The organism is Paenibacillus sp. Soil724D2 (genome assembly GCF_001427935.1).
In the GTDB taxonomy this organism is placed as follows: domain Bacteria; phylum Bacillota; class Bacilli; order Paenibacillales; family NBRC-103111; genus Paenibacillus_E.
Genome location: NZ_LMRY01000060.1, coordinates 1 through 25,120 on the forward strand (window position 1 = coordinate 1; position 25,120 = coordinate 25,120).

A 25,120-nucleotide genomic window follows, 5' to 3' on the forward strand; every position below is an offset into this window, starting at 1 on the left:
CACACTAAGCATGCATCAAACCTAACATCGTAGAATAGTTTAATTGCGATCAAAGGTTATCCACAAAAAATAACATATTATTACATCTGGACTTTATCCATTTGAGCAAAAAYAGCAACACCTATTAAGTTGACGTGTTTCTCCAAAAAAAAATTGGATATTTGGCTGTTTGTTATTGCCTTAGTTCAGAATGATCCGCTGCGGTTCCATCATCACTTGCCGACTACCTGTTTTCTGTCTACCNAAAAAAAAATTGGATATTTGGCTGTTTGTTATTGCCTTAGTTCAGAATGATCCGCTGCGGTTCCATCATCACTTGCCGACTACCTGTTTTCTGTCTACCTTTCGAGGTCCTGGTTGGTTCCCGATTTAACGCCACCAGAAACTCCTCCCATKGGTGAAAGGCATATGACCTGAGCAGCTTTAGCACCGCCCACTGTGTTTTTTTCGTTTGCAGCTTTAACTTTAAAAGCAGGCTAACGGCGAATGCTATCAGTGACAAGAAAAGGTGGTTCCAAACCGCATCTGGATGACAACCGAACAGTTGAATAAGGTTAAGATGCTGTTTTACCCACTTGAAAAACACTTCGATGAGCCAGCGTTTTTTGTAAATGTGTGCGATTTCGGCTGCTGGTAAGTCCCAYCGACTTGTCACAACGCGATAATGACCACCTTTTCCATCTGTGAACTCCACGAGTCGAATCGGAACAGTCGTCTTATTGGTCAACACATCCACATCTCGAATCACGTTCGGGGAATCCGTCGGAATTTCCCGTTCGGTACCTGCTACCGGGTAGAGATGCAGCAAGTCACGTACGCGTACAACAAAACGTTTTCCTTCGATTACCCATCTTTCAAAGTGAAGGCATTTCTCATATCCACGGTCCATGACATAGGTCACGTCATCATCCGTTATCAACTCCATCACGACAACGGATTCTCGGACATTTACCGTCGAGGCGATCACCTTATCAGGGAAAACGGTGTCTGGGTCGGCGACAACCACACGTGTATGGAGGCGGACGCCTGTTTTTCGTTTACCGCAGCGAGCCCAGCTTCCAAGGAGGGTTGGAAGTGAAATGTCCGTCGCATCAATCAGATGCAAGCGACCGATCGATTTGGAGATCCCAGAGCYCTTCTTGCTCGTCTCTTGTATCTGCTGAATCAGCTGGCAGAACAAGTGCTGTAAGCTCTCCGTACAAAGTGCCTTTGTCTTTCTCGACATTTGGGATTCGCTGACGGAATCCATAAAGATGACCTGTCGGAGCTCAGGATGAGCCCGAAGTTGCTCCGTGATGAGATCATACGATTCTAACTGGAGTAACTGTGCCAAGATATGGAGTTTAACCGCGGCCGGTGAAACAAGCTTATGAGACCGATGATCCTCGATGAGACGGCGTTGACCAAAAAAATTAATCATTTGAAGGCATTTACAAATGGCTGAAATTTGTTTATCGTTATCCATGGGTTTGCTCCTTTTGGAGGGAATGATGGATAACACGTCGTCATTCTCTACAATAGGAGCATTTTTTGTATTCGTCCACGAAAATACATCATATTATTCCTTATATAGGAAATTATTCTAACAATATTTTCATGTTAGGTTTGATGCATTTGTAGTGTGTCCACGAAAATACATCATATTATTCCTTATATAGGAAATTATTCTAACAATATTTTCATGTTAGGTTTGATGCATTTGTAGTGTGTAAAACATCGTTACAAGTTGCACGCAGCGCGGGAGACAGCACTGTTTTCATCTGCAAATATGAAAATCATCGTTGCAGCGCGAGACAACCACGTCTCAGACATCTGCAACGCTGAAAATCATCGTTACAGCGCGAGACAGCCACGTCTCAGACATCTGCAACGATGTAAAACATCGTTACAAGCACACGCAGCGCGGGAGACAGCACTGTTTTCATCTGCAACGCTGAAAATCACCGTTACAGCGCGAGACAGCCACGGCTGAGACATCTGCTACGATGTAAAACATCGTTATAAGTTGCATGCAGCGCGGGAGCCAGCACTGTTTTCATCTGCAACGCTGAAAATCATCGTTACAGCGCGAGACAACCACGGCTGAGACATCTGCAACGATGTAAAACATCGTTAAAAGCCACACACAGCACGGATATCAGGCCTTATCTCACCTGATATTAAAGGGTTGCCTCTCTGTCACCCAAAACATATAAATTCTCATCTTACAAAAAAGGCGCTCTCCCCCTTAGCGGGGGAAGCGCCTTTGCACTTACCTTGCCTTGTTACATTTTTATCGTTTTCACTAAGCGTTTAGCGTCGCCGTTAGGCGTTGCAACCACTTCATACACGTTGATGCTGACATCCGAACTCAATTGTTCGGATTTGATATTACCGAAATCAATAAATTGCACGCCAGACATGATCTTCTGCTGCCCAGTGAAGGTCATCGATTTGGAGCTTAATAGTCGCCCTTCCGAGTCCACAACTTCAAAAGCAAGTGTTGAGAAGTTCGCATCCGTAATCACCTGCTCCTGCCTCTTCACGTCCAAATCCAAACGTAACCTGTAAGCATAAGATGAATCTTTGCTATATGTAGCGCTCACAGAGTAATCCTTCAAGTCGATGGTATAAGGGTACAAGGAGATAGCGCCTGTACTTGGAATTGGTTGAATGGAAGTTTTGTATGACCCAACCGCTAGGCGATTGGCATCATAAACATTAAGTGCAAGCTGATCAGCTTTCTCGCTGGCAGGCAGCATGTAAGAATAACTCAACACATAGCTAGTATTGGGTGCGATGGTTTTCGCTACAGCTGACTGACGAACACCAGAGTATGTGTAGCCTTCAGCGCTTGTCAAATCCGTTTGGAAATCCGGAACGGTCAAAGACGTTGTCCCTTTATTCGTCAGCTTATACTTCGCAACAACCGTCTTAAACCCGAAGTCCGAATTCTCACTCATCCCAAACTCCACAAGGGATACATCGACATTCGAATCAATGAGATTACTTGCCGTAAGCTTAAATGGTGTGCCTAGGGTGTAATCTTGTGCGGCTGCGTAAGAGGAGACCTCTCCACCATTTCCTGCTCCGGCAAGCGTAGTTACCGAAACCGGTAAAGTTGCCGCTTGCTTGCTGCTGCTTGCGTCCGTATTGCCGGTTCCTGTACTAGGCTGTGTTGTCGTAGAAGCAACCGCTTGCTTCTCAAGCACAACCAATTGCAGTGCATCTGTGTTCAGCCCTGCAGGCAAAATGCCAGAGAAACGGAATGTCGTAGACTCATTCGGTGCTAAATACGACGTACGTACGGCGTTATCACTAGAGGCAACAGCTACACTTCCTCGAAGGGCTTGGAACTCAGCCAATAAGGCAGGTATGGTCACAATTCCATCACTTTGATTCGTTAAGGTCACGTTGGCTTGCAAATGCAATCCATCCGATTGCTTACTTGCTGCTGCCCAAGAGGTTGAGATCGCTAGGCCGTTAACATCCAGATTTGGATACTCCGTCTTGTCACCGATTTTACCAATTGAGAATGACTTCGCAACATTCAGTGAACCCAAAACGGTTGTCTTCACCTTTCCTTTTGGAGAGAATATCAATGCCAAATCCTTGGTCTCAAGCGCTGCTGGAACCGCAGCTTGTAAGGTGGCTTTAACAGGCTGCTGAGGAAGCAAGGATTGCCCTTCTACTTTGGCAAACTGGGCACTGTATGTCAGCCCCTTACTGTCCTGGAAATTGTATTCAAGTCCATCTGGCAGCTTGAGAGTTGAACTACTTAAATTTTCAAGCAGTAAGTCGGTATACACCATCCATGCCCCGTCTTTGTATACTTTATAGCTTTTGCCTAATTGGGCCGTTACTAACGCATCATCAGCAAGTGTGGAGTCCAGTTCCTTCAAATTAAGAACCGCTTGTTGAAGCACGGATTGACCCGACTCCGCCAAAGCAGACTCTACGGACAAAGCACCAATATCTTCCATCGCGTTATAATTCCATTCGAAAATATCGACCTTTAACTGGGATGGAGTCAAATTCGAAGGAATTTCAGAAGTGAATTTAAACGTGCCGGTTTCTCCCGCTTTCACACGCGCCGTTACTTTCTCACTTAGCTTCGCCGTGTAAGACACTCCATTCGTATCTATGATTTTGACTCCATAATTATTGAAATCAACCGGAGAGCTGCTGTTATTGTTCAGGCCTAATGAGAAGCGAAGTGAGCCATCCTCAGCCCCCGCAGACAAGGTAACTTTGTCCAATGTAAAGTAGACGGAATCACTGAGAAACACGCCTTCTTTCCCAGCAAAAGCCGATGTTGCAAAGGGGAATGTTAGGAAGCTTGCTGCGGTTAGCATGATAGCCGAACGACTGAGCAAGCGTTTCATCTTTTGTTGTTGTTTCACAGGTAGTCCTCCTTAGAGTTTTCGTAGAAAACTTACTTCGTAAGCATCTACTGAGTTTTGCGTTAGTAAAACTGGCATCGTAAGCATAGTCTTGAGTTTTCGTTCGTTAGCATAATCTTGCATGTCTCAATCAATCAGACCGCAACGCGTCAATTGGTCGCAATTTGGATGCTTTGTTCGCCGGATATAAGCCAAAAATAACACCGACAAGTACGGAAAATAAAAAGGCATACAAACTAATATCAAAAGATAAACTGGTTGTTTGCTTGGGGCTAAAATAAGGCAGCGCATAGGATAATCCGATTCCAAGCGCAAGTCCAATCATTCCGCCCATACCGCTGATGACGACGGCTTCCACGAGAAATTGCAGCAAAATATTTCTGCGCTTGGCGCCAATCGATTTGCGAATCCCAATTTCACGCGTTCGTTCACTCACCGTAACCAACATAATATTCATGATTCCGATGCCGCCGACGAGTAGGGAGATTAACGCAACAGCCACTAATTGATTCGTAAGCGTATTCGTTGCTTCAGTCCGTGCTTTAAGCAGTTCATCTTGGTTCGTTAAAATGAAACCTGTATCGCTTTTGAACTTGTACGTCAAATACTGCTTCATTGTCTCTTGAGCGGTATAAATATCATCCTTGGTCGGCGCTTCAACGTAGGTTGTGCGAATTTGCCCCAGCTTGAATTGTCGTCTTGCTGTTTCCAAAGGCATAATCACTGCACTGTCGACAGAAGCCCCGCCGATGTTAGAGCCCTTCTCTTTCAGAGTTCCAATAACATTGAACACGACTCCGTCGATATTGATATCTTCACCTACAGGGTTTAACTGACCAAAGAACGTTTTAGCCACTTCACTACCCAGTATTACAACATTCGAGCGAAACTCCAGATCAGCTGGAGCGAGATTACGCCCCTTGTCAATACTTGCTTTAATTATGTTAAAATAGCGATCGTTCGTTCCAATAACGTTGTACTTCTCCTGCGTTCGATCATATTTAATGTTGGATCCGTTCTTCGTCATCGTTGGCGCAATCGACTGGAACTCCGGAAAATTCTCGAAATTCATCAGCTCATCATAATTCAATTGCGTTGCACGTCCATTACCGGTCGCGGTGACAACAAGCAGATTCGTCCCCATGTTCTCGTATTGCTTGGCGATTTGTTCTGATGTGCCTTGACCTATCGATACTAAGGTTACGACTGAGCTTACTCCAATAATGACGCCCAGCATGGTTAAAAATGTTCGCAGCGGACTGGATATGATCGTACGAAGCGACATTCGAATGAGTTCACTTAGCTTCATACGCTCACCTCATGCTGTGCAACCATCTGAATGTTATTCCTGTAGTCATCAATAATGACGCCATCCTTAAGGGAAACGACACGTTTGGCATTGTCGGCAATGTGATGATCATGCGTAATCAATACGATGGTATTTCCTTGTGCATTCAGCTGAAGGATTAACTCCAATACTTCTTCACCCGTTCTGGAGTCCAGCGCACCGGTTGGTTCATCCGCTAAGATGAGCGAAGGTGATATCGCAAGCGCCCGCGCGATGGCCACACGCTGCTGCTGCCCGCCTGATAGCTCACTCGGCTTATGATGACCACGCTCCCCCATCCCGAGCATCTTCAACATATTGTTAGCCCGCTCTCGCCGTTCCTTCCTTGGTATGCCAGCATAGATCATCGGAAGCTCTACATTTTCCATTGCTGACAATCTAGGCAATAAATTAAATTGTTGGAAAATGAAGCCGATCTTCTGGTTTCGCAGTTCAGCAAGTGCATTATCACCCATATTCTCGGTCACAACGCCATCCAGCGTATAACTGCCTGTCGTTGGCACATCCAATAAGCCAATCGTGTTCATGAGTGTCGATTTCCCTGATCCACTCGGTCCGATAATGGCGACAAAATCCCCCTCGGCAACGGAAAGCGATATGCTGCGCAGAACATGAAGATCTTCTTCCCCGCGTTTATATGTTTTGGTAATCTCTTTTAGTTCAATGATATTCATACCGCAATAACTCCTTTCCCGGCCGCATTATCTTGTACCGCCACCGCCGTTAGTCCGAACAGCTCCCGTATTACCCCCAGCACCACCGTTACCGCCTGCACCTGCTCCACCAGCTCCGCCTTGGAATCCTGCACCGCCACCAAAGCCACCAGCGCCTCCAGCGCCACCGTTTTGCTGGAACTGCTGTCTCAAACGATTAATTTCATCTTGGCTTAAATTCTGCTGCCTCTTCACGACAGGCAGAACAACTTTATCACCTTCTTTAAGACCTTCGGTGATTTCGATTTGCGTTTTGGACCGAATTCCAATTTTTACCTCGTGTTCATTATCCACCGTACCATCGGCTTTCTTCAGAGAAACAACACGCTTCCCTTTTTGTGATTGCAGCGCTTCTGGCGGTAAATAAATAACGTCTTTTTTATCTTGAATTAAAATTTCGCCAGTTGCTGTCATCCCATATTTCAACATATTGTCTTTATTTTCAGCAGCTAGGACCACATCATAGAAGGTTACACCATTCGTCGTCGTTCCTACAGAAGAGATTTGCGTCACTTCAGCCGGGAATATACGTCCAGGGTAAGAATCAACCTTGATTTCAGCTTTCATCCCCGTCTTAATATTAGGTAAATCCAGCTCATCCACTTGCACTGGCAGCTGCATTTTCGCTAAACTAGCGACAGCTCCGAACTGCGTACCGTTGGTTACCTTACTGCCGACCCTGAAATTACTCAAAATATCATTTTTCTTATTCACAAAGTCGGTTGAAAATACGCCGTCAAAGGGAGCAACAATTTTGAGGGAATCCACCTTATCCTTAGCCGAGTCCACTTTAAGCTTCTGCCGTTCAAGAGCAGACTGTTTCTCCAGAATATCATCGCCCAGCGTATCATTCACGAAGGTTGCGATCGTATCGCCTTGATGTACCATGTTCCCTGTTTTGAATGGCAATGCGGATACACTCCCAGTCGTACCAGCCATAATCGTCGTTACCTTCAAGTACTGCAAAGCACTCTTGCCTTGTGAATCGACAGTTCGCCCACCGATAGTAACCGAACCTGATACGTTCGTTCCTGCATCCATGGAGTTGTCATTCGGGACAGCAACTTCAATGTCAATTAGTTTACCGCCTTTTCCATCCGACTTTGGATCTTTGGAAATAGTTTGAATTGTTCCTGTTTTCGTGATCATAAATCCATCTAACGTAATATCCACCGGATCTCCCTTATGAAGCTGCGAAGCATCTTCCACAAAGAAAGGAAGCGTTACGGTTAATGTACTTAGATCACCAATCGTGGCAATTTTGGTCGATTTATTGATCGTAGACCCTAAATCGATGTTATTCGCGTATGTAAGTTTACCGGAGATAGGTGCTTTAACACTCATTAATCCTTGCTGTTGTTGTAAGGCATTCAGATCTTTCTCAAGCTGTTCAAAAGTCAGCTGGGCATCTTGCAAATCGCTTTCCAAACTTGTACTCGTTAGTTCAATTAGCACATCTCCAGCTTTAACCGCTTGGTTTCGTGTTAAATTAATTGACTTAATATTCGCATTTTCTGTCGATGAGATCGTTTGTGTATCTTTGGGCTCGAACTGTGCCGTTCCGGAAACGGAGAAGCGGATATTCCCTTTTTTGGCATCGACCGTCACCTCTTTAACGGCAGCAGCTTTTGCTTTCTTCCCTTTCCCACCGAAGTAAGCATACGAACCACCTGCACAAACGCTTACTGCGACAATCACAATGAACCACTTACTGCGATACCATTTCATGAAGAGACTAACCCCCTTAGAATTTACGCCAGAAAACTGGCTTCGAAAGCATATGCTTAACTTTTTTGCTCAACCAACACTTGCCATGTAAGCCTAAAAGTGTTCCTACATCGCTTGCCGCTTACATTTAATCATGTTTGGACGTAAGGAGCTCCATTAGCTGCTGTTCTACACTTATTCCCACATTTCTTTGGTCGAAAAGCTGAAATTCACCGTTCCCACGGTCCGTCATACCTGCTTCAACTTGGCGCTCCGCCTTTCTTTTTTGAATAAACGCATTGACTCGCTTTTCCCGTTCTTCCGAGGATACCTCTTCACCCAGATTGTCCATCCGCTCCGCTATGCGCTTCTTCATTTGCTTGGATTGTTCATCCAGAAATGTTCGCTGTGAAAGAGATAAGCCATTGATGACTTGTTTCTGTTCGGACTCAGAAATGCTTCCTTCATCCATACTTTTGCGAACAAAAGGCAGAATAGCCTCAGCCTGCTTGGCCGTAATCGTTAGAGAGGCAAGCCGATCCATTCGAATTAATCCCTGAAAAAGCATAACGAGCTGCATCTCTCTAAGGTTTTGGACATCTTCAGCGGGGAGGGCTTCTTGCGGAGTTTTCCCAGATGATGGAGAAGGCGATACCAATGCAGAAGTGCTATCAAGCAAAGGCATGTGCCCACTGCAACCACTTAGCAGGAAGGAAATGAGCGTTAAACGCAGCACCATTTTCCGTGTGTATTTCACCTTATATACACCTCCAAAACAAAAAATCCTGTCCAACAGGAACAGGATACGAAATAATGATGAATTAAGTTTGCTTTAGATGTAAAATTATTGTGAATTATCTACGAAATGCGAGGAAAAGTAACACGAAATTCGGTGCCTTCGCCTACCCGGCTGCGAACATGTATCGTTCCATTCATACCAGTAACCAAATGCTTCACAATCGTAAGTCCAAGACCCGTTCCTGTCTTAATGTCTGACCGCGAAGTTCTTGCTTCGTCTGCTTTGTAGAAACGATCCCAAATGCGTTCTAACTCGGCATCTGTCATCCCTTCCCCGGTGTCACGAACATACATATGGACCTCTTGCTCCTGCTCTTCTAGAGCTACCGTTATCGTTCCGCCCTTTTGAGTGAACTTCAACGAATTATAGATTAAATTTTGTACAATTTGAGCAAATCGATCAGGATCTAAGTGAACCTGAGAAGGCACCTTTGCCGGCTCAGGAAGAATGAGGTGAAAGTTTATTTCCTTTGTTGCAATCGGTGCTTTCAGCAGCTCCAACGATTCTTCAAGCGTTTCTGCGATGGATATAGGCCTAAGCCGGAACACATCAACCCCATTTTGAATTTGTGCCAAATCTAATAGATCGGTCACGAGGCGCTGCAGCCGTTGAACTTCTTGATCACAGATACGCAGGTAATGCGAATATTTCTCTTCTGGAATGACCTTATCATTCATGGCCACAATAAAACCGCGAAGTGTCGTTAACGGGGAACGAAGCTCATGGGATACATTCGTCAAAAACTCCTGCCTCGTTCCTTCCCATTCCTCCAGCTGTTCGACCATGAAGTTGAAGCTAGCAGCAAGCTGCCCTACCTCATCCTGTGAAGTTACCGGAACCCGTGTAGTGAAATCACCATGCGCGAGCTCAAGTGCGGCTCGATTCATCTGTTGAAGCGGACCTGCGAGTTTGCGAGAAATGATAAACAGAATGAAACCAACAGCTACCAGTGAAAATAATAGGGGAACCAGAATGTTAACGCGAACTGCAGAAATGGCTTCACTGATATCTCCAGCCGGAAAATGAAGAATGATGACCATAGGTTGTCCGTTTAGTTGATACGGGGCGTGATACGTAAACAGATTTATGGTTCGTCCATCAGGTGTCGGTAAACCAACCATGCCATAGCCGGTATGACCGTGAAGTCCATCGATAAAGAGCGTATCCATCTGCTTAGGAATCGCCCTCCCTTCACTATCCGAGGAGCCATTCAGAATGTTGCCCTTGTCGTCAACAAGCCAGACTTGTCCATTAATGCTTCTAGCCAAAATACGTACCGTATATTTCAGCTCTCGGGTTGAGATCGTTCCATCCTGTAATGAATTCATTAAGCGAGTGACTTCCACATTACGCTTCTCCATCAGCTCGATCTTATCTTTATAAAATAAATCTGTGAAATAGTAGTTCCAGAACAGGAAAAGACCAGCAAAAAATAGCACACAAGTCGCAAGAAAAGACATGAAAATTTTCAAATATAAGCTGTTGCTCTTTCCCGCCAGCCAACGTTTAAACATGCTGAACCACCTCAAAGGAGTAGCCAATTCCCCACAGGGTCTGGATGCACCACATGTCATGCTGTCCTAGCTTTTTACGCAAGTTTTTCACATGGGCATCAACCGTGCGCGTACCGCCTGTAAAATCAAAATTCCACACATAACCGAGCAGATCCTCTCGTGTAAATACACGGCTTGGATGACTGGTTAGGAAATACAACAGCTCAATCTCCTTCGGTGTAAGTTCAACCCGTTTCCCGCCGACCGTGACCCGATACTGCTCAAGATCAATAACAATATTGCCGATCTCCAGCCATTTGCGGGATGAATTCTGGGTTTGAGATAGTTCCATAGGCACTTGAATCGTGCGGCGCAGAACGGCCTTAATACGGGCAATGAGCTCATTCGGGTCGAAAGGCTTGACTAAATAATCGTCAACCCCTAGATTAAACCCTCTCAGCTTATCGATGGACTCCCCTTTTGCCGTGAGGAAAATGATTGGCGTTTGATGAAAAGGGGCCTCCATTTTGCGAATTTGCTCACATAACTCGTAGCCGGATATATCTGGCAGCATGATATCCAGTAGAACCAAGTTTGGTTTCTCGTTTATTATCGTACGAAGCACTTCCTGCCCTCGCGGCAATATAATCGCCTCATAGTTGGAGTGCTCCAAATACAGTCTGACGACTTCAGCAATATTCGGTTCGTCATCTACAACTAGAACTTTGCCTTCCGAACTCATCTAGCGCCACCCTTTTCCTTGCGGATCTGCTGCTGCCTTGCTCTTTCATTGATTACCTCTGAACGATCTCTCCGCGTATGTTTTTGAATGAGCTGTTCATCTTCCATCAGGCTTGGTGCCTGCCATATCAGCCCTCTTCTGTCACACTCTTTTAAGCAGAAATCTATAAGGTCCGGGTCAGTAATAGGTAAATTAATATCCTCATATAGAAATTCATCTAGCTCTATAGAAGACCAAACCTGGTAAATGAGCTCTTGAAGCTTATCAGGGTTTAACCCTAAAGAAAGGACATGAGGAGCTTCCGCATTCCTTCCTGCACTTTGCAGCATTTTCACAGCACCATTGCGGTTGCCTCTACGAATATGATACATACCTACTGCAATTTGAATAAGAGCCACATAGGTTCTGCTGCGTACATCCCCTGGATGCTCTTTCCAGAACTCCTCCATCACTTCATGGCATTCAAAATAATCCCGTTGTGCATGGAAATAAAGTAAATAATCGATATATGCCTCCGGATACGGCTTCATGAATCGTTCCCCTCACCTTGTTGTGATCAGGTTAATGTCTAATTACTTCTCATGTTACTCGAAAGTTGTGTCATCGTCCAACATCAACAAAGGAACGCTAACTTTCATACATTTTCCAGCGCAACCAAACTAGCATATCCTACGTCCAATTAAGTAGTTTACTAGAAAGAGGCGTGATGGATGAAAATCGGGAAATGGATGCTCACAGGCACCCTGTTATTATCAATGAGCGTACCAAATGCTGTTCATGCAGCAGGTGCGGTTCAATCTAGTCCGGACAAAACAACGAAATACCGCGTCTATCAGTACAATCATGTCCTCATGGAATTTGCGGCTTATGGGCAAGCAGAAGCATTTGCAAAAGGCTTTACGAATAGTCATGTAGAAGAAATAAGCACTCGCAAATGGCTGTGGAACAATTTCCCTCGCTACCAGGTGTTTCAGTTGGATGTATCACTGCCTGAGTGGCAATTTGCCTCACTGGACGCGGCCATCGCTGAAGCCAAAAAATGGACCAACGCAAGTGTTCGGGACCTGCAATCCTCCGGTTGGGTGTGGAACAACTATCCTAATTTCCAAGTCTACCAAAATGAGATCACGCAGGATTCATGGAAGTTTCTAACACTGAACGAAGCCGTTGCCGAAGCGAAGAAGTGGGGCGGCGCCCATATTATTGATTTAAACAGTAATAAGTGGATTTGGGATAATATTTCTAATGAGGATAAGAAAGTGCTCCGCACTGGCGAACTTACATACAAAGTGTATCAAGGTACATTTTCGGCAGACAATTGGGAATTTGCATCCTTAGAGGACGCCATTAATGAAGCTCTCAAATGGGGAAATTCAACCGTAGTTAATAAGAATACGAAAAAAACCGTGTATAGCAATCTTAAAGTTTATAAAGTATTTCAGAACGACACGTTTTTGCAGGACTTTGCTTCCTTGAATGAAGCAGCAGACTACGCTCGTCTATGGGGACACAGCTCCATCTTCATGGATGGCCGAAAAATTTGGAACAACTACGCCTCTTATCAAGTGTTTCAGAATACTGCGCTCATTGGCGAATTCAAGACGATTCCCGAAGCATTAAATTACAGTGTGCAGTATAGTAATTCTTCTGTTCAAACGCTCGATCACCGCTTCCTTTGGGATAACTTCAAAAAGCTGCAGGTATGGGGCTGGAACGGCATGGCCGGTGGTGATGCGATTAAAGCGCATGTGAACAATACGGTCGGACTTGATGTTGATTCTCCGAGCTATTTCGATCTATCGGATGCAGCCGGTAATTTGAAGGATCAATCCAATGCTGATACGGTCAAATGGCTCCAAAAGAATGGTTACACCGTGTATCCGTTAGTCAGCAACCAATTTAACTCAACCTTGACGACTCAATTTCTTGCGGATAGTGCTGCCCAAGACAAATTCGTTAAAGCCTTAGTTGACCGCTCCGTGCAGCTTGGTGTTCCAGGCATCAATGTCGATTTTGAAAGCTTGGCTGGTTCGGATCGTAATGCTTTTACAGCCTTCATAGCCAAATTGACCTCCTACGCTCACTTGAACAGCTTAGTTGTATCCATTGATCTGCCGCGTGGGAGTGTCAAATGGAACCATCTTTCTGCATTCGATCATGAGAAGTTGGGGAGTCTGGTTGATTACGTCGTCATCATGGCCTACGATCAATTCTGGCGTGACAGTACATCTGCGGGGTCCGTTGCCGGGCTTCCTTGGACGGATGGCGGAATTCAAGAATTCCTTTCCTATGGCATTCCACGGGACAAAATCATTCTAGGTATCCCTTACTATGTGCGTGAATGGAAGCTGGATTCAGCCGGTGCCTTGCAAAGTAATCGAACCCTGTTGATGAAAGACATCCCAGCTTTATTGGCTTCCAAATCAACCAAACAAACCTGGGACAAAACCTTCGAACAATATCGGATCGAGTACCAAGAGGGTGGCTTCACCTATGTATTCTGGTTAGAAGATGAGGCTACGGTCAAAGCTCGTCTGGACATGGCGAAAAAGTACGACATCGCCGGTGTCGCAGCATGGCGGCTTGGATATGATCAAGCGGACTTATGGAAATTGATTTTGCAGAATAAATAAAAAAATAAAAGATGGCTCCTGTATTTACTATTCGCCGGGAGTCATCTTTTTTATGTCCATTGATATCGATTGTTAATTCGATATAAAGAGTTCAAAGGGCTCAGAGGGTGTACTGCCATCCTGGTAAGCTTTAATCACAGCTAGCTTGAATGCTGGCTACAATACTGCTGAACAACTCCAAAACTTCGATTTTTGAGTTGTTCAGCAGTATTGTGAAGGTAGATCGGCTATAACTGATACCCATGTTGTATTATCTACAATAATTCACATGCCCAAAGGCTATTTTGAAAGCTAAAGTTGCAATTTGGAGTCAATTTCGTAATTCAAAACCCTTGCTACATAAGGATTTATAGCGTATTCAAAAACAGTCACCTACCCAAGATATCCATTGGGTGCCAAGAATTTCATGTTATTCTCCATTTAAGTACTAGAAATCAGGGCATTTAAGTGGATAAATCCCTTTCTGAATTCTGTAATTGGTTTGAATGTCAATAGCTCGTACGATGTTTATGGCGCCTTGTGGGAAAATAGTGCTTTAATAGTGAACTTTGCTCCTTAAGGTTTATCCTACGATATTTCTATCGAATCCACACTTCATTTAAACGTTAAGAGTCTTTAGGGACTTCTATTTTTACATAATACGGTGAAAATGAAGAGATACCAGTCTCTAAAGGCTCTTATCCGATTGCTTTTCTCCCGAGTTCACACTTTACTTGACGGATAAGAGCCTCTACGGACTCTTATTTTTACAAAATACGCTGGAAATGAAGAAATAGCAGTCTCTAAAGGCTCTTATCCAACTGCATTTCTCCCGAATCCATACTTGGAAAAATCGGACTNTATTTTTACAAAATACGCTGGAAATGAAGAAATAGCAGTCTCTAAAGGCTCTTATCCAACTGCATTTCTCCCGAATCCATACTTGGAAAAATCGGACTTTATTATGAAATTGACTCATTTGTACAACATTTCGAGCCCATTTGTTGCAAAATAGCCTGTGTAGGGCCCAATTGTTGTACTTTATGCAACAACAAAGGGAAAAAGGCAGGATCTAGGTAGAATTGTTGCACTTTCTACAACTTCATTCAACCGAAAAGATGGATTCATTCAAACCTTATTCCCCTCCTAATCCAACAATTTCCCACGTGTAATCCTCAGCTTCCTTATTGATATAAACATAAAAACACCCGAGAGAGGTAACTTTTTCAAAGCGTCCATCTTTCGGGTCACAGTTCAAACCTGCATGGTATTTTTTTATACAGATCAGATAAGACCCCATTCGCTAAAAATAGTTTCAGTTCCACAGCCTGAACAGTATTTGGCGTCCGGCTTGTTAACTTTATAACACCCTTTGTGAAGTAAGGTTTTCTCCTTAGTACACTTATTCTTCAGCGGCGCTCCACAACGAATGCAGTAGTTATCTTCTTTATCAGCGACAAATTTACACCGGACACATTGTTGCAGTTCATCCTTAGCCATAGGTTCAACCCCTTGAAGTTTGTAGCTACTCCATGTATATGTGGGCAGTCACTGCTAAGGTGAATAATAAACACTTCCAGCCTATGTATAAAAATAGGCCTCTTTCGCCCACCCTAAATAAGGAGAGACTTTGTTCTCCGAACAAAGATTCCTATATCTCATAGAGGAGGTGAAGAGGCATGGCTAAAGATGTTCTTTGTGAAGTGAATTCCTGTAAATATTGGGCTACCGAAAACAAATGCAATGCGAGCTCGATTTATGTCGTGAGTCACCGCGGCAATGACCAAGCACGTAATTCAGAGGAAACGGATTGTAAGACGTTTGAGTCTAAGATTTAGAGCGTTAGAGCTAGAGCGTTAGAGCTAGAGCGTTTGAGCTAGAGCATTAGAGCTAGAGCGTTAGAGCTAGAGCATTAGAGCTAGAGCGTTTGAGCTAGAGCATTAGAGCTAGAGCGTTAGAGCTAGAGCGTTAGAGCTAGAGCGTTAGAGCTAGAGCGTTAGAGCTAGAGCGTTAGAGTTAGAGCGTTAGAGCTAGAGCGTTAGAGCTAGAGCGTTAGAGCTAGAGCATTAGAGCTAGAGCGTTAGAGTTAGAGTGAAAATTCAGAGCGTTAAAAGAGGCCCTGTCGGGGGCCTCTTCTCTTTTCCTTGCCCTTATTTTCATTGTAACCAATAATGATAATTATTATCAGTGTTTCGAGGAGAGATTTTCAAGCTCCTCCAGATCCTGCGTTGGCGCTTGGCAGGCAAAGTTCTGGCACACGTAGGCCGTTGCCTGCCCTCCAAGCGGCAGCTTGTCTTGCACGAGCGGAATGAGCTTGCGGACTTCTTCGCCCGCTGGTCCCGGCGGATGAAGAATCAGCAGCGCATTCGGCAGGTACTGCCGCTGCACCGTGCGCAGCATGTGCTGCGTCTCTGGCTTCGCCGGATCGCCGGCGATGACGATTTCGCTGGCTGCGCCATAAGCGAAGTCGAGCGCGGCCAGCGTGAGCGCGTGGCCCGGCGGGTAGGACGCGACAGCTCCGGCGAATGCCTGGAGCTGCTCATCTGCTGCCTGCGACAGCTTCGCGTCGTAGGTCAATCTGGACAGCCGCTGCAGGTTCAGCGCAGCTGCACCGTTGCCCGACGGCATCGCGCCGTCGTAGATCTCTTTGGGGCGGGTGAGCAGCTGCTCGGCATCGCTGCCGTAGAAGAAGAGCCCGCCCTTCTCTTCGTCTCCGAAGAGACGAAGCATCTCTGCGTTCAGCTGGACAGCTTCACGAAGATAGCGCAGCTCGAACGTGGCTTCATACAGCTCGATGAGGCCACAAACGAGGAACGCGTAGTCGTCCACGTAGCCGAGGAAAGCCGCTTCGCCATCGCGATAGCGGGCGAGCAACCGCCCGTCCTCGCGGCGCAGCTCGCGCAGGAGGAACTCCGCGGCTTTCGCGGCTGCCTCCGCGTAAGCAGGCTTGTCCAAGGCTCGTGCCGCCTTGGACAGCGCAGCGATCATCAGACCGTTCCACGCGGTCAGAATCTTATCATCCTTGCCCGGATGGATACGCTGCTCTCGATGTACGAACAGCTTAACGCGGGCAGCCTCAATCCGCTGCTTCAGCTCATCCAATGGGATTTGCTTACGCCTCGCAAAAGATTCCATCGTCGTTCCAATTAAATTCGGGATATTATGCCCCTCGAAATTGCCCGACTCCGTAATATCGTACAGTTCGGAATATAAATCGCCTTCTTCAATCCCTAATACATCCTCCACTTCATCCGGCGTCCAGACATAGAACTTGCCTTCTTCCCCTTCGGAGTCAGCATCCTCTGCGGAATAGAAAGCTCCACCCTCGTCTGTCATATCACGAAGTACATAAGTAATAATTTGCTCAGCGACCTCTGCATACTTCTCTTTTCCAGTCACTTGATAGGCTTCTATGTAAGTCATAATTAATAGAGCATTATCGTAAAGCATCTTTTCAAAATGCGGCACTAACCATTTTTCATCCACTGAATAGCGGGAAAAACCGAATCCGATGTGGTCATACATGCCTCCACGATGCATGGAATCCAGCGTTTTTTCCACAATCTCAAGCGCACGTGCATTGCCCGTTTTTTGATAGTATCTCAGAAGGAAAGATAGATTGTGTGATGTCGGAAACTTCGGAGAGCTGCCAAAGCCGCCATGTTCTGGATCAAACATCTTGTCATATAACCGGAATGCTTCATGAAGCGTTTCCTCCGTCACCTCGCCACCTGTACGATGCTCTAGTAAACGACTAGTTGTCTCTTGAATAACTTGATCACCAACCTCGCGAATGCGGTCAGGGTCTTCTTTCCATTTATCTGCGATCTGCGCAACAATCTCAACCATCCCTGCGCGGTTGTACTTCCGACTGCGTGGGAAATATGTCCCTGCGAAGAAAGGCTTCTTCTCGGGTGTCAGAAATACCGTAAGAGGCCATCCCCCTTGCCCTGTCATCGCCTGACAAACAGCCATATAGATATGGTCGACATCCGGGCGTTCTTCGCGGTCCACTTTGATCGAGATGAAATCTTTATTCAGCATGTCTGCAACGATTTGGTCTTCGAATGACTCGTGTGCCATGACATGGCACCAATGACAACAACTATATCCGACACTTAGAAATATGGGCTTATTCTCTAGTTTTGCTATCTCAAAAGCTTCACTATTCCAGGAGTGCCAATTGATCGGATTGTATGCGTGCTGAAGCAAATAGGGGGATTTTTCGTTTATAAGTAAGTTTGGTTTCCGTTTAGACATTTTACATTTCCTTCCTAACTTTTGGAATGTTATTATTATATGCCTTTTACAATAGAAATGAAAAAACGCCTTGCAAGGCATTCAATACAAAAAAAGGCAATTTCTATGTAACTTCCCCCCATCGGTTCAACCCAATGAAACTTCTCTTATATTGGATTATCCTTTCCCGATAGAATAGCTTTACAAGTAATCTGACATAAAACAAACTGCAAACACATATAAATGCCAATAATGTTTATAGCTGCGAGGGAGGAATGTATTTTGGTGTTTAAACCACATCCCAATAATACCGCTATTGTAATCACAGACCCACAAAATGATTTCATGTGTCCTGGGGGGAAAGGCTATCATCTAACAAAAGATAATATTGAGCAAAACAACACTATACAAAACCTCGAAATATTAATGAGTACTGCTTTAAATAAAGGATACCAACTTTTCATATCACCGCATTATTTATACCCTCATGATTATGGCTGGCAATTTACTGGAAATGAACAAAACATGTTATTAGGTCTTCGAATGTATCAAAAGGCAAATGACTATACACCACCTTCTCCAGGAGCTGATTTTGTACATTCTTTAAAACCTTATATTTTTGATAGGAGAACCGTCGTTTCAACTCCACACAAAATTGCTAGCCCACAAACAAATGATTTGGTATACCAGTTACGGCAACATAGAATAGAGAAGACGATTCTTGCAGGAGTACTTTCAAACATTTGTGTAGAGTCCCATATGAGGCATTTAATCGAAAGTGGGTTTGAAACGGCTGTTGTATACGATGCTACAGCAACGCTAAGTGAAAGGGATTTTCAAGCGGCCGTTACGAATTACAAAGCTTTTGCCAGTGCTACTTGGACAACACAGGAAGCTATTTCAAACTTATAAAGCCTTGACAATCCTCATCGAATATTTCTTGTATAACTTGACCGAACGGTTCCCCGAGTTGGTGCTTTTCAGAATAAGGACTTGGAAAATCGAAAGTTAAGGATATGTGTATGATGTGGGCGAGGTGGCTGACTACGGCGAAACCCCTCCGATTTGTTCGGAGGGGTTACTTGCAATGTTGCATATTTCATTTGATTTCTACTATATTACTAAATGTCACGTCAATTTATACTGAAAGCGAAGTTTCAACATGCAATTTTTGATTATGCTGCTATCAACTTCGCAAGAGTATCATTATTCATTATTAAATCTTTTACCAGAAATCCAAAAGATCGTTACAATGATTGTTAGTACAATCCATATTAGTACCACTAAAACATTCCATATTACACTGGGGTTCACTGCTCCTGTAATTAATACTTCCATGGCTTGTTTACTCATACTTGCTGGATTCAAAAAATCTGTAAAAGAACTCAATCCTAGTACAATTCTACAGCCCAGTAGGAATACTATTGAAATTAATGCAATAATACCTTGGCTATTAAAAATAGTACTTATCATAGTAGTGAAGGATACCATAAACAGAACCCATAACAAATAAAACAACGAAGCAATTACCGCGTCCACGAAGTTAACATTTGTAAACAACAAATTAACATACACATACGAAATCAAGTAACCTAACGTTACAGAACAAGCAACAAATATGTAATTGGCAATTATTTTCCCACCTATGTACGATACTACAGTAACCGGTCTTGTAAGAATAAAAGCTAACATACCGTTAACTTTATCTGTCTGTAAGACCCCCATCATCGAAATTGCAATAATGATAACTCCCAACTGATCAAATTGAGAGGCTAACGTACTTGCGAGTACTTCCCCACCTTGTTGAGCAGCCATACTAGGATCAATTGTGATACCCTGTGCTCCTCCGAGTGATTTTAATATGGAAGGTAAATAATGACTAACAACGGGTTGAGTTATTCCTAAAAATATAAATACTAGAGGCAGCCAAATAATTTTAAATTCACGTACCATTTGAACAAATTCTTTTTTCATTAGCACATTAAAATGATTCATTTTTCCACCACCAACTTCATGAATATCTCTTCTAATGTATCGTTATTGATTTCAAACTTTACGAGGTCAACCTGATGTTCCAGAGCACTTCTTAGTAACTTATTCTTATTCAAGCCTATATCTTCAACTTGTATTTTTATTTTATTTCCTACTGCCTCTACATTTTTTACATAGTTCAAATTTCTCAAAACTTTCATCCATTCTTGATCGATAGACGTAACTTCAAAAATCATTTTATTTTGGCTATTGCTGTTTAACAAGTCGGAGATAGTTGTATCTTCAATTTTTTGCCCATTTTTGATGATAATAAATCTTTCACATATTTCTTCTGCATCACTTAATATATGCGTAGACAATAAAATCGTCGTCTCCCTCTTGATTTCTTCGATTAGATTCAGTACTTCTCTTCGACCAATTGGGTCTAATGCCGATACCGGCTCATCCATTACAATCAATGATGGTTTGTGCAGCAACGCCTGTGCAATTCCAAGTCTCTGTTTCATTCCACCCGAAAATGTTCCAACTTTTGAATTCTCTTCCCCGCTTAACCCTACTTTCGATAATATTTCTGGGATCGCCTTTGTTAATTCTTCTTTTCTTAATCCTGATAGTTCCCCCATGAAAGTAAGAGTTTCTTGTGCAGTCATCCAATGATAAAAGTTAGGGTACTGTGGTAAGTAGCCAATTTCTTTCTTCATTTGCGAAATTTTCTTCCCGTTAAGCCATATTTCTCCCATTGTAGGATTAATAATATCTGAAATAATTTTGATGAGTGTCGATTTACCAGCCCCATTCGGCCCTATCAATCCCACACATTCTCCAGATTGCAGAACCATAGAAAAGTTATTTACAGCCGTTTTTTCTTTATATGTTTTAGTAACATTTTTAACTTCTAATTTCATGTTCTTTCACGGTCCTTTCTGCCAATAACAAAGTATAGAATCGGACCAAATGTGTTCAGAAAAATAATTATGAGACTCCACATCAAAATATTTTTCCTCGTTTTTCTGTTCTTGTATAAATCCATTAATGCTATTAAGATCAAAATCATTCCTACAGCAAGTACCGGTAAAATTACCGGCAACACAGCCATGAAATCAAAATCTTTTAATTCGTTCCACCCGTAATGCATTTGCAAAATAGCCACTCTCCTAAAGTCATTATGAATAATATTATATTATCATTATCGATAATGATAACATACGAGCGTAAAATGTTACACAATTTTTTTCTTTAAAGAATATTGTTTAAATTTTTATTGTTATTTACAATGATAATATTATCATTATAGATAATAACGAGATCTTTTAATGATTGGAGAGAAAAAGATGGTTAATAAAGCTGAAATTATCCTGCACCCAGTAAGAATGAAGATTTCTCAAGCTTTAATGAGAAACAAAGAGAATGGACTGACTTCACTTGAAATGGTAAAAATCATTAAAGATGTGCCTCAGGCAACGCTATATAGACATATACAAGTTTTGTTAGATGCTGGAGTTATCCGCATTTTGAAAGAAAAAAAAGTGAGATCCATTTCCGAAAAATACTACACGTTAAATGAAGAAGAAGCCCAAATTCGTGCAGATGAGTGGAAAAAGTCTTCTATTAAGGAAAAGCTGAATTTTATTTCGCATTACCAATTATCGCTTATGACTCAGTATCAAAACTATCTTACCAAATTAGAAGAACAAGGTTGCTCAGATGATGGTGCTACTTTTTCACTTGTCGAATTAAAGCTTGATGATGAAAATTTTAAAAAGTTTCAAAATGAATTAAACGACCTAGTGATAAAATACTACAACACTGCTAACGAAAGTAATGATCTGGATGCACCAATTCGAACTATTGCCTTTACTATTATTCCAGAATCCTAAAACAGAAAATTCAACACGAATAGCACACCTTACAACAAAAAGAAAAACCTATGTCTGTTGTAACCTTCCATTTAGAGCCAGTTCGATCGTCCCTTAAAGCTATTTCTCCATCAGGAACCTTTACCGTCGGATAATCAGCATGACTCTGTAATACATTTGACACTCCATCTTCCTCCTTTAGCCTAGTGATGCTATATCCTCTTATTTAAATGATGAAATTACTCTAAGCGAATTACTAAATCATTTTGTCAAGTGACAGCAGAAAAGCCGGTTTTTCCCTACTATAAGGAACACCGGCTTTCATATCGTTTCTACTCTTTTCCTATATACTTATCCATAAAGCGATCTACTCTTTGGAAATATTCAGTGGGGTAATGATTGATGGCATCGATATGCTCCGTATTATACGGGTACCATGCTTCTGCATATGGGTCATCTTTTAATGACTCAAAAATTGCTTCTGTATTTTTATAACTAATTTGCTGATCTCCAGTTCCATGAATTAGCATAACTGGCTTGTCTTTCATCTTCTTTGCTACATCAATAGGAGATACGGAATCAAGATCAATCTTAATGACCCATTTACCCACCCATATCGATGTATAACTAAATGGAAAAGAAGGTAAACCTGAAAAGAAGGGCAAACCCTCTCTCAGAAATAGACCTGCATTACGAAAAGGACTATCTGCAATTACAGCTTTGATGTCATCACTTTCACTTGCGGCTAGCAAAGAAGTAGCAGCACCCATTGAAAAGCCAATAACTCCAATGTTATCACCAGCATGGTCTCTGGATTTTAAATAGCTTACAGCTCCAAGCAAATCATATTTTTCATTGAGACCAAGTGTAATCAAATTACCATCGGATTTACCTTGCGAACTGAGGTCAAATGCCAATACATTATAGCCTTTCGGAACGAAATGCTCTACTAACTTTTTGGTCCGCCCTTTGACTAAACGATTGCTTGTATATCCATGGACGACAATAATCGTCTGATCACTTGCCTTATTGGAAAGACCATTTGCATGAAAGAAGGAACCTCTAATCGTAGTATCATTTTTCAAGCTCTTGAACTCAACCTCTTCGTAGGGAGTTTTATCGATATTCAAGTCGTAGCTGACATTAGTGTCTCTACGATGATGCATCAAGGTATCCATTACTTTATAGGATATAAAAAATACAAAACCCATCACAAGCAATAGCACGATCCCTAGGATCAATAAAATTTTCCTCCGTTTTTTCGAACGAACTTTTAATGTCAAATTTGGTTGTAATGATGTTTGACTCATTCAGATTCCCCCGCTTTTTCTTTAGGTTGTGTGGGTGAGAACAAATATAAGGCATGCTCCTTCAAATTTCCCCACTCGGGGTGATGGATAATACTTTCTCCAAGAGTTAAGGCTACCCCATTTAAGAAAGAGATATAGGCGCGAGAGATCATAGCTGGTGAAAAGTTTTTGTTGAATTCTCCCATTAACTGTCCCTTGGCATAGACGCATTCGATAGTATCTGTCATTACTTTTGTACTTTCAAGGACCATCTGTGTAAGTTCAGGAAATCTTATCCGTTGTCCTAAGACATATTGAACAAGCCGCAATTCATTTGTATAGCAATAGATATGATTGAATTGTTCTTCTACCATGTTCTTAATTAATACGCCCGGCGTCCCCTCTTGTTTTAGACAAGCAAGCGACTTCACCTGAATATCAGCAAGTGGCTCTAGGACAGCGGCGTAGAATAAGGCTTCTTTACTTGGGAAATATTGAAAAATGGTTCCAGCAGTCACTCCCACACTCTGCGCAATGAGAGCCGTTGTGGTATTAGAATATCCATTTTCTGCGAACAGGACAACGGCTTCTTTTAGGATACAACTACGCCGCTCCTGTCTTTTTTCTTCATTGATTGGTCTTGCCAAATGTATTCCCCTCCCTTTAAACTGAATTTTTTATTAATTAAATGATCAATTATTTAATTAATAATATATCTCTAATTAGTAATTTTAGCAAGAGTAAATTCATCTTACTCATGAGTAGGATGAAACTTCACAAATAAAAACAAGCCAGAGCGCTGCCCAACATGCGCTCCGGCTTGTTTTTTTATATTACTTTGTACGAGATACACGCTTCGACTTCTTTAAGTATTTCAGCAGATTTTCTAATATGAATGTATAAAGTAAGCAGCAGTTTCAGCTTCATACTTAAATCTGAAAATACTTTATAATTGATTCACACGAACAACCCAACAATAGCATGTTCTCGTGAGTAGCAAACGTCAGCTATACCCAATAAATAAAAAGACGAGCTTATTGTTACGTTTTGCAATTTCAAAAGCCTCCTCCGAACAAGGGAAGCAATCTACCGGATTGTACGCATGTTGCAGCAAATACGGCGACTTTTCCTTTGGCTAACAACAAAAAGAAAAACCCATGTCTCTTGACATAAGTTTTGATTATGATTTTGACAACCCATCTTTGCTGTTTTGGTTGCCGATTTTGGTAGGCCTTGGGTGGGAAACAATCTCCTGACTTCATCGCTGCCTTCGCTGAGCTCTCCTGCATTTGTCACCACTTACATAGACTTAGCAATTCGGAATCCAAGGTCATCGATGGTAAATGTCGGGTGACTGCGACGACGACACGTAGCCCCACAACCTCTGGCCTCTTCAGCCCAGCTGCCACCACGAAAAATTCGGTAGGAGCCATATACGTTCAGATCGTATAAATCCCAGCACCACTCCCAAACATTCCCTAGCATATCGTACAGCCCCCATGCATTCGGTTCCTTTCTTCCTACTTCATGGGTCGTGCCAGCTGAATTTTCGTTATACCAGGCAATCTTATCAAGCTCTCCGTATCTGTATCCAGTAGTTCCTGCTTTACATGCGTACTGCCATTCCGCTTCGGAAGGGAGGCGATAGCCATCTGCTTCCCAATCACAGATGATATTTTCACCATCATTACTTATCAAATAACACTCTTTCAAACCAACTTTCTGAGAAAGTAGATTACAAAAAGAAATGGCGTCGTTCCATGAAATATTCACAACCGGATTTTGATCTCCGTCATATGAAATAGATGATTTCTGTGAAAAGGCAAAATAAAGTTCCTTAGTGACAGGATACCGAGCAAGAAGAAACGGTTGTATGTTAACCTTCCATTTAGATGTTGTTCGATCGTCCCTTAAATCTATTTCTCCACCAGGAACTTTTATCATCGGA

At 42.9% G+C, this 25,120-nt stretch carries 21 protein-coding genes and 1 pseudogene; 4 read left to right on the forward strand and 18 right to left on the reverse strand.

The window, feature by feature from the left end; genetic code table 11:
* Positions 1-280: 280 nt before the first annotated feature.
* From ASG85_RS35350 to ASG85_RS35390, 9 genes are all read right to left on the reverse strand, one after another.
* Positions 281-1,465, reverse strand: a complete 1,185-nt coding sequence (locus tag ASG85_RS35350; protein ID WP_060649355.1) for an IS4 family transposase — start codon at positions 1,463-1,465, stop codon at positions 281-283.
* Positions 1,466-2,264: 799 nt separating this feature from the next.
* The gene (locus ASG85_RS35355; RefSeq protein WP_060649356.1) at positions 2,265-4,382 is read right to left on the reverse strand and encodes a hypothetical protein; all 2,118 of its coding nucleotides are present in this window, start codon (positions 4,380-4,382) and stop codon (positions 2,265-2,267) included.
* A 130-nt stretch (positions 4,383-4,512) separates the two neighbouring features.
* The gene (locus tag ASG85_RS35360) at positions 4,513-5,691 is read right to left on the reverse strand and encodes an ABC transporter permease (RefSeq protein WP_060649357.1); all 1,179 of its coding nucleotides are present in this window, start codon (positions 5,689-5,691) and stop codon (positions 4,513-4,515) included.
* Complete coding sequence (locus ASG85_RS35365) at positions 5,688-6,404, reverse strand: ABC transporter ATP-binding protein (RefSeq protein ID WP_057302325.1); 717 nt, start codon at positions 6,402-6,404, stop codon at positions 5,688-5,690. Before ASG85_RS35365 ends, ASG85_RS35360 begins: the two co-directional genes overlap by 4 nt.
* Positions 6,405-6,431: 27 nt before the next feature.
* A complete protein-coding gene (locus tag ASG85_RS35370; RefSeq protein WP_060649358.1) occupies positions 6,432-8,171 on the reverse strand; it encodes an efflux RND transporter periplasmic adaptor subunit in 1,740 nt (579 codons plus the stop codon).
* A 127-nt stretch (positions 8,172-8,298) separates the two neighbouring features.
* Positions 8,299-8,907: a hypothetical protein gene (locus ASG85_RS35375; RefSeq protein ID WP_060649359.1), complete on the reverse strand. Its 609-nt coding sequence runs from the start codon at positions 8,905-8,907 to the stop codon at positions 8,299-8,301.
* A 101-nt stretch (positions 8,908-9,008) separates the two neighbouring features.
* Positions 9,009-10,463, reverse strand: coding sequence for a sensor histidine kinase (locus ASG85_RS35380; protein ID WP_060649360.1), 1,455 nt, complete (start codon positions 10,461-10,463; stop codon positions 9,009-9,011).
* Complete coding sequence (locus ASG85_RS35385; protein WP_047676932.1) at positions 10,456-11,184, reverse strand: response regulator transcription factor; 729 nt, start codon at positions 11,182-11,184, stop codon at positions 10,456-10,458. Before ASG85_RS35385 ends, ASG85_RS35380 begins: the two co-directional genes overlap by 8 nt.
* Positions 11,181-11,714, reverse strand: a complete 534-nt coding sequence (locus ASG85_RS35390) for a DUF309 domain-containing protein (RefSeq protein WP_057302321.1) — start codon at positions 11,712-11,714, stop codon at positions 11,181-11,183. The genes ASG85_RS35385 and ASG85_RS35390 overlap by 4 nt, the downstream gene beginning before the upstream one ends.
* A 180-nt stretch (positions 11,715-11,894) precedes the next feature.
* Between ASG85_RS35390 and ASG85_RS35395 the strand changes: the two genes are divergently transcribed.
* On the forward strand, positions 11,895-13,817 hold the full coding sequence (locus ASG85_RS35395) for a glycosyl hydrolase family 18 protein (RefSeq protein WP_060649361.1): 1,923 nt from the start codon (positions 11,895-11,897) through the stop codon (positions 13,815-13,817).
* 1,263 nt (positions 13,818-15,080) lie between these two features.
* On the opposite strand, the gene ASG85_RS35400 is transcribed toward ASG85_RS35395, so the two are convergent.
* Entirely contained in the window at positions 15,081-15,296 is a 216-nt protein-coding gene (locus ASG85_RS35400; protein WP_057302319.1) for a hypothetical protein, read from the reverse strand.
* Positions 15,297-15,475: 179 nt separating this feature from the next.
* On the opposite strand from ASG85_RS35400, the gene ASG85_RS37505 reads away from it, so the two are divergent.
* On the forward strand, positions 15,476-15,634 hold the full coding sequence (locus tag ASG85_RS37505; RefSeq protein ID WP_082562085.1) for a DUF1540 domain-containing protein: 159 nt from the start codon (positions 15,476-15,478) through the stop codon (positions 15,632-15,634).
* A 346-nt stretch (positions 15,635-15,980) separates the two neighbouring features.
* Here ASG85_RS37505 and ASG85_RS35405 read toward each other — a convergent pair whose 3' ends face one another.
* Entirely contained in the window at positions 15,981-18,056 is a 2,076-nt protein-coding gene (locus ASG85_RS35405) for a thioredoxin domain-containing protein (RefSeq protein WP_060649362.1), read from the reverse strand.
* Positions 18,057-18,320: 264 nt separating this feature from the next.
* Here ASG85_RS35405 and ASG85_RS35410 point away from each other — a divergent pair, with 264 nt between their 5' ends.
* Positions 18,321-18,947 carry a cysteine hydrolase gene (locus ASG85_RS35410; RefSeq protein ID WP_235549182.1) on the forward strand — a complete coding sequence of 209 codons (627 nt, stop codon included), beginning with the start codon at positions 18,321-18,323 and terminating at the stop codon, positions 18,945-18,947.
* 294 nt (positions 18,948-19,241) lie between these two features.
* On the opposite strand, the gene ASG85_RS35415 is transcribed toward ASG85_RS35410, so the two are convergent.
* The 3 genes from ASG85_RS35415 to ASG85_RS35425 are packed head-to-tail and all read right to left on the reverse strand — an operon-like array spanning position 19,242 to position 21,168.
* Positions 19,242-20,030, reverse strand: a complete 789-nt coding sequence (locus tag ASG85_RS35415; protein ID WP_060649363.1) for an ABC transporter permease — start codon at positions 20,028-20,030, stop codon at positions 19,242-19,244.
* The gene (locus ASG85_RS35420) at positions 20,027-20,932 is read right to left on the reverse strand and encodes an ABC transporter ATP-binding protein (protein WP_060649364.1); all 906 of its coding nucleotides are present in this window, start codon (positions 20,930-20,932) and stop codon (positions 20,027-20,029) included. The genes ASG85_RS35415 and ASG85_RS35420 overlap by 4 nt, the downstream gene beginning before the upstream one ends.
* Complete coding sequence (locus tag ASG85_RS35425; protein ID WP_060649365.1) at positions 20,929-21,168, reverse strand: PLD nuclease N-terminal domain-containing protein; 240 nt, start codon at positions 21,166-21,168, stop codon at positions 20,929-20,931. The genes ASG85_RS35420 and ASG85_RS35425 overlap by 4 nt, the downstream gene beginning before the upstream one ends.
* 190 nt (positions 21,169-21,358) lie before the next feature.
* Between ASG85_RS35425 and ASG85_RS35430 the strand changes: the two genes are divergently transcribed.
* A complete protein-coding gene (locus ASG85_RS35430; RefSeq protein WP_060649366.1) occupies positions 21,359-21,904 on the forward strand; it encodes a helix-turn-helix domain-containing protein in 546 nt (181 codons plus the stop codon).
* A gap of 311 nt (positions 21,905-22,215) precedes the next feature.
* Here the strand turns inward: ASG85_RS35430 and ASG85_RS35435 are convergent, their stop codons facing one another.
* The 4 genes and pseudogenes from ASG85_RS35435 to ASG85_RS35450 all read right to left on the reverse strand — a co-directional run bounded on the left by ASG85_RS35435 (position 22,216) and on the right by ASG85_RS35450 (position 25,116).
* Entirely contained in the window at positions 22,216-23,193 is a 978-nt protein-coding gene (locus ASG85_RS35435; RefSeq protein ID WP_060649367.1) for an alpha/beta hydrolase, read from the reverse strand.
* The gene (locus ASG85_RS35440; protein WP_060649368.1) at positions 23,190-23,819 is read right to left on the reverse strand and encodes a TetR/AcrR family transcriptional regulator; all 630 of its coding nucleotides are present in this window, start codon (positions 23,817-23,819) and stop codon (positions 23,190-23,192) included. Before ASG85_RS35440 ends, ASG85_RS35435 begins: the two co-directional genes overlap by 4 nt.
* A gap of 359 nt (positions 23,820-24,178) precedes the next feature.
* A pseudogene (locus ASG85_RS37510) lies at positions 24,179-24,301 on the reverse strand (DUF255 domain-containing protein); the annotation flags it as partial.
* Positions 24,302-24,471: 170 nt separating this feature from the next.
* Positions 24,472-25,116: a formylglycine-generating enzyme family protein gene (locus ASG85_RS35450; RefSeq protein ID WP_200961734.1), complete on the reverse strand. Its 645-nt coding sequence runs from the start codon at positions 25,114-25,116 to the stop codon at positions 24,472-24,474.
* Between the last annotated feature and the right edge of the window lie 4 nt (positions 25,117-25,120).

Coding starts and splice junctions, on each gene's coding strand:
- ASG85_RS35360 (WP_060649357.1), bottom strand. CDS start 5,691: ATGAAGCTAAGTGAACTCATTCGAATGTCGCTTCGTACGATCATATCC.
- ASG85_RS35365 (WP_057302325.1), bottom strand. CDS start 6,404: ATGAATATCATTGAACTAAAAGAGATTACCAAAACATATAAACGCGGG.
- ASG85_RS35370 (WP_060649358.1), bottom strand. CDS start 8,171: ATGAAATGGTATCGCAGTAAGTGGTTCATTGTGATTGTCGCAGTAAGC.
- ASG85_RS35380 (WP_060649360.1), bottom strand. CDS start 10,463: ATGTTTAAACGTTGGCTGGCGGGAAAGAGCAACAGCTTATATTTGAAA.
- ASG85_RS35385 (WP_047676932.1), bottom strand. CDS start 11,184: ATGAGTTCGGAAGGCAAAGTTCTAGTTGTAGATGACGAACCGAATATT.
- ASG85_RS35390 (WP_057302321.1), bottom strand. CDS start 11,714: ATGAAGCCGTATCCGGAGGCATATATCGATTATTTACTTTATTTCCAT.
- ASG85_RS35395 (WP_060649361.1), top strand. CDS start 11,895: ATGAAAATCGGGAAATGGATGCTCACAGGCACCCTGTTATTATCAATG.
- ASG85_RS35400 (WP_057302319.1), bottom strand. CDS start 15,296: ATGGCTAAGGATGAACTGCAACAATGTGTCCGGTGTAAATTTGTCGCT.
- ASG85_RS37505 (WP_082562085.1), top strand. CDS start 15,476: ATGGCTAAAGATGTTCTTTGTGAAGTGAATTCCTGTAAATATTGGGCT.
- ASG85_RS35405 (WP_060649362.1), bottom strand. CDS start 18,056: ATGTCTAAACGGAAACCAAACTTACTTATAAACGAAAAATCCCCCTAT.
- ASG85_RS35415 (WP_060649363.1), bottom strand. CDS start 20,030: ATGAATCATTTTAATGTGCTAATGAAAAAAGAATTTGTTCAAATGGTA.
- ASG85_RS35420 (WP_060649364.1), bottom strand. CDS start 20,932: ATGAAATTAGAAGTTAAAAATGTTACTAAAACATATAAAGAAAAAACG.
- ASG85_RS35430 (WP_060649366.1), top strand. CDS start 21,359: ATGGTTAATAAAGCTGAAATTATCCTGCACCCAGTAAGAATGAAGATT.
- ASG85_RS35435 (WP_060649367.1), bottom strand. CDS start 23,193: ATGAGTCAAACATCATTACAACCAAATTTGACATTAAAAGTTCGTTCG.
- ASG85_RS35450 (WP_200961734.1), bottom strand. CDS start 25,116: ATGATAAAAGTTCCTGGTGGAGAAATAGATTTAAGGGACGATCGAACA.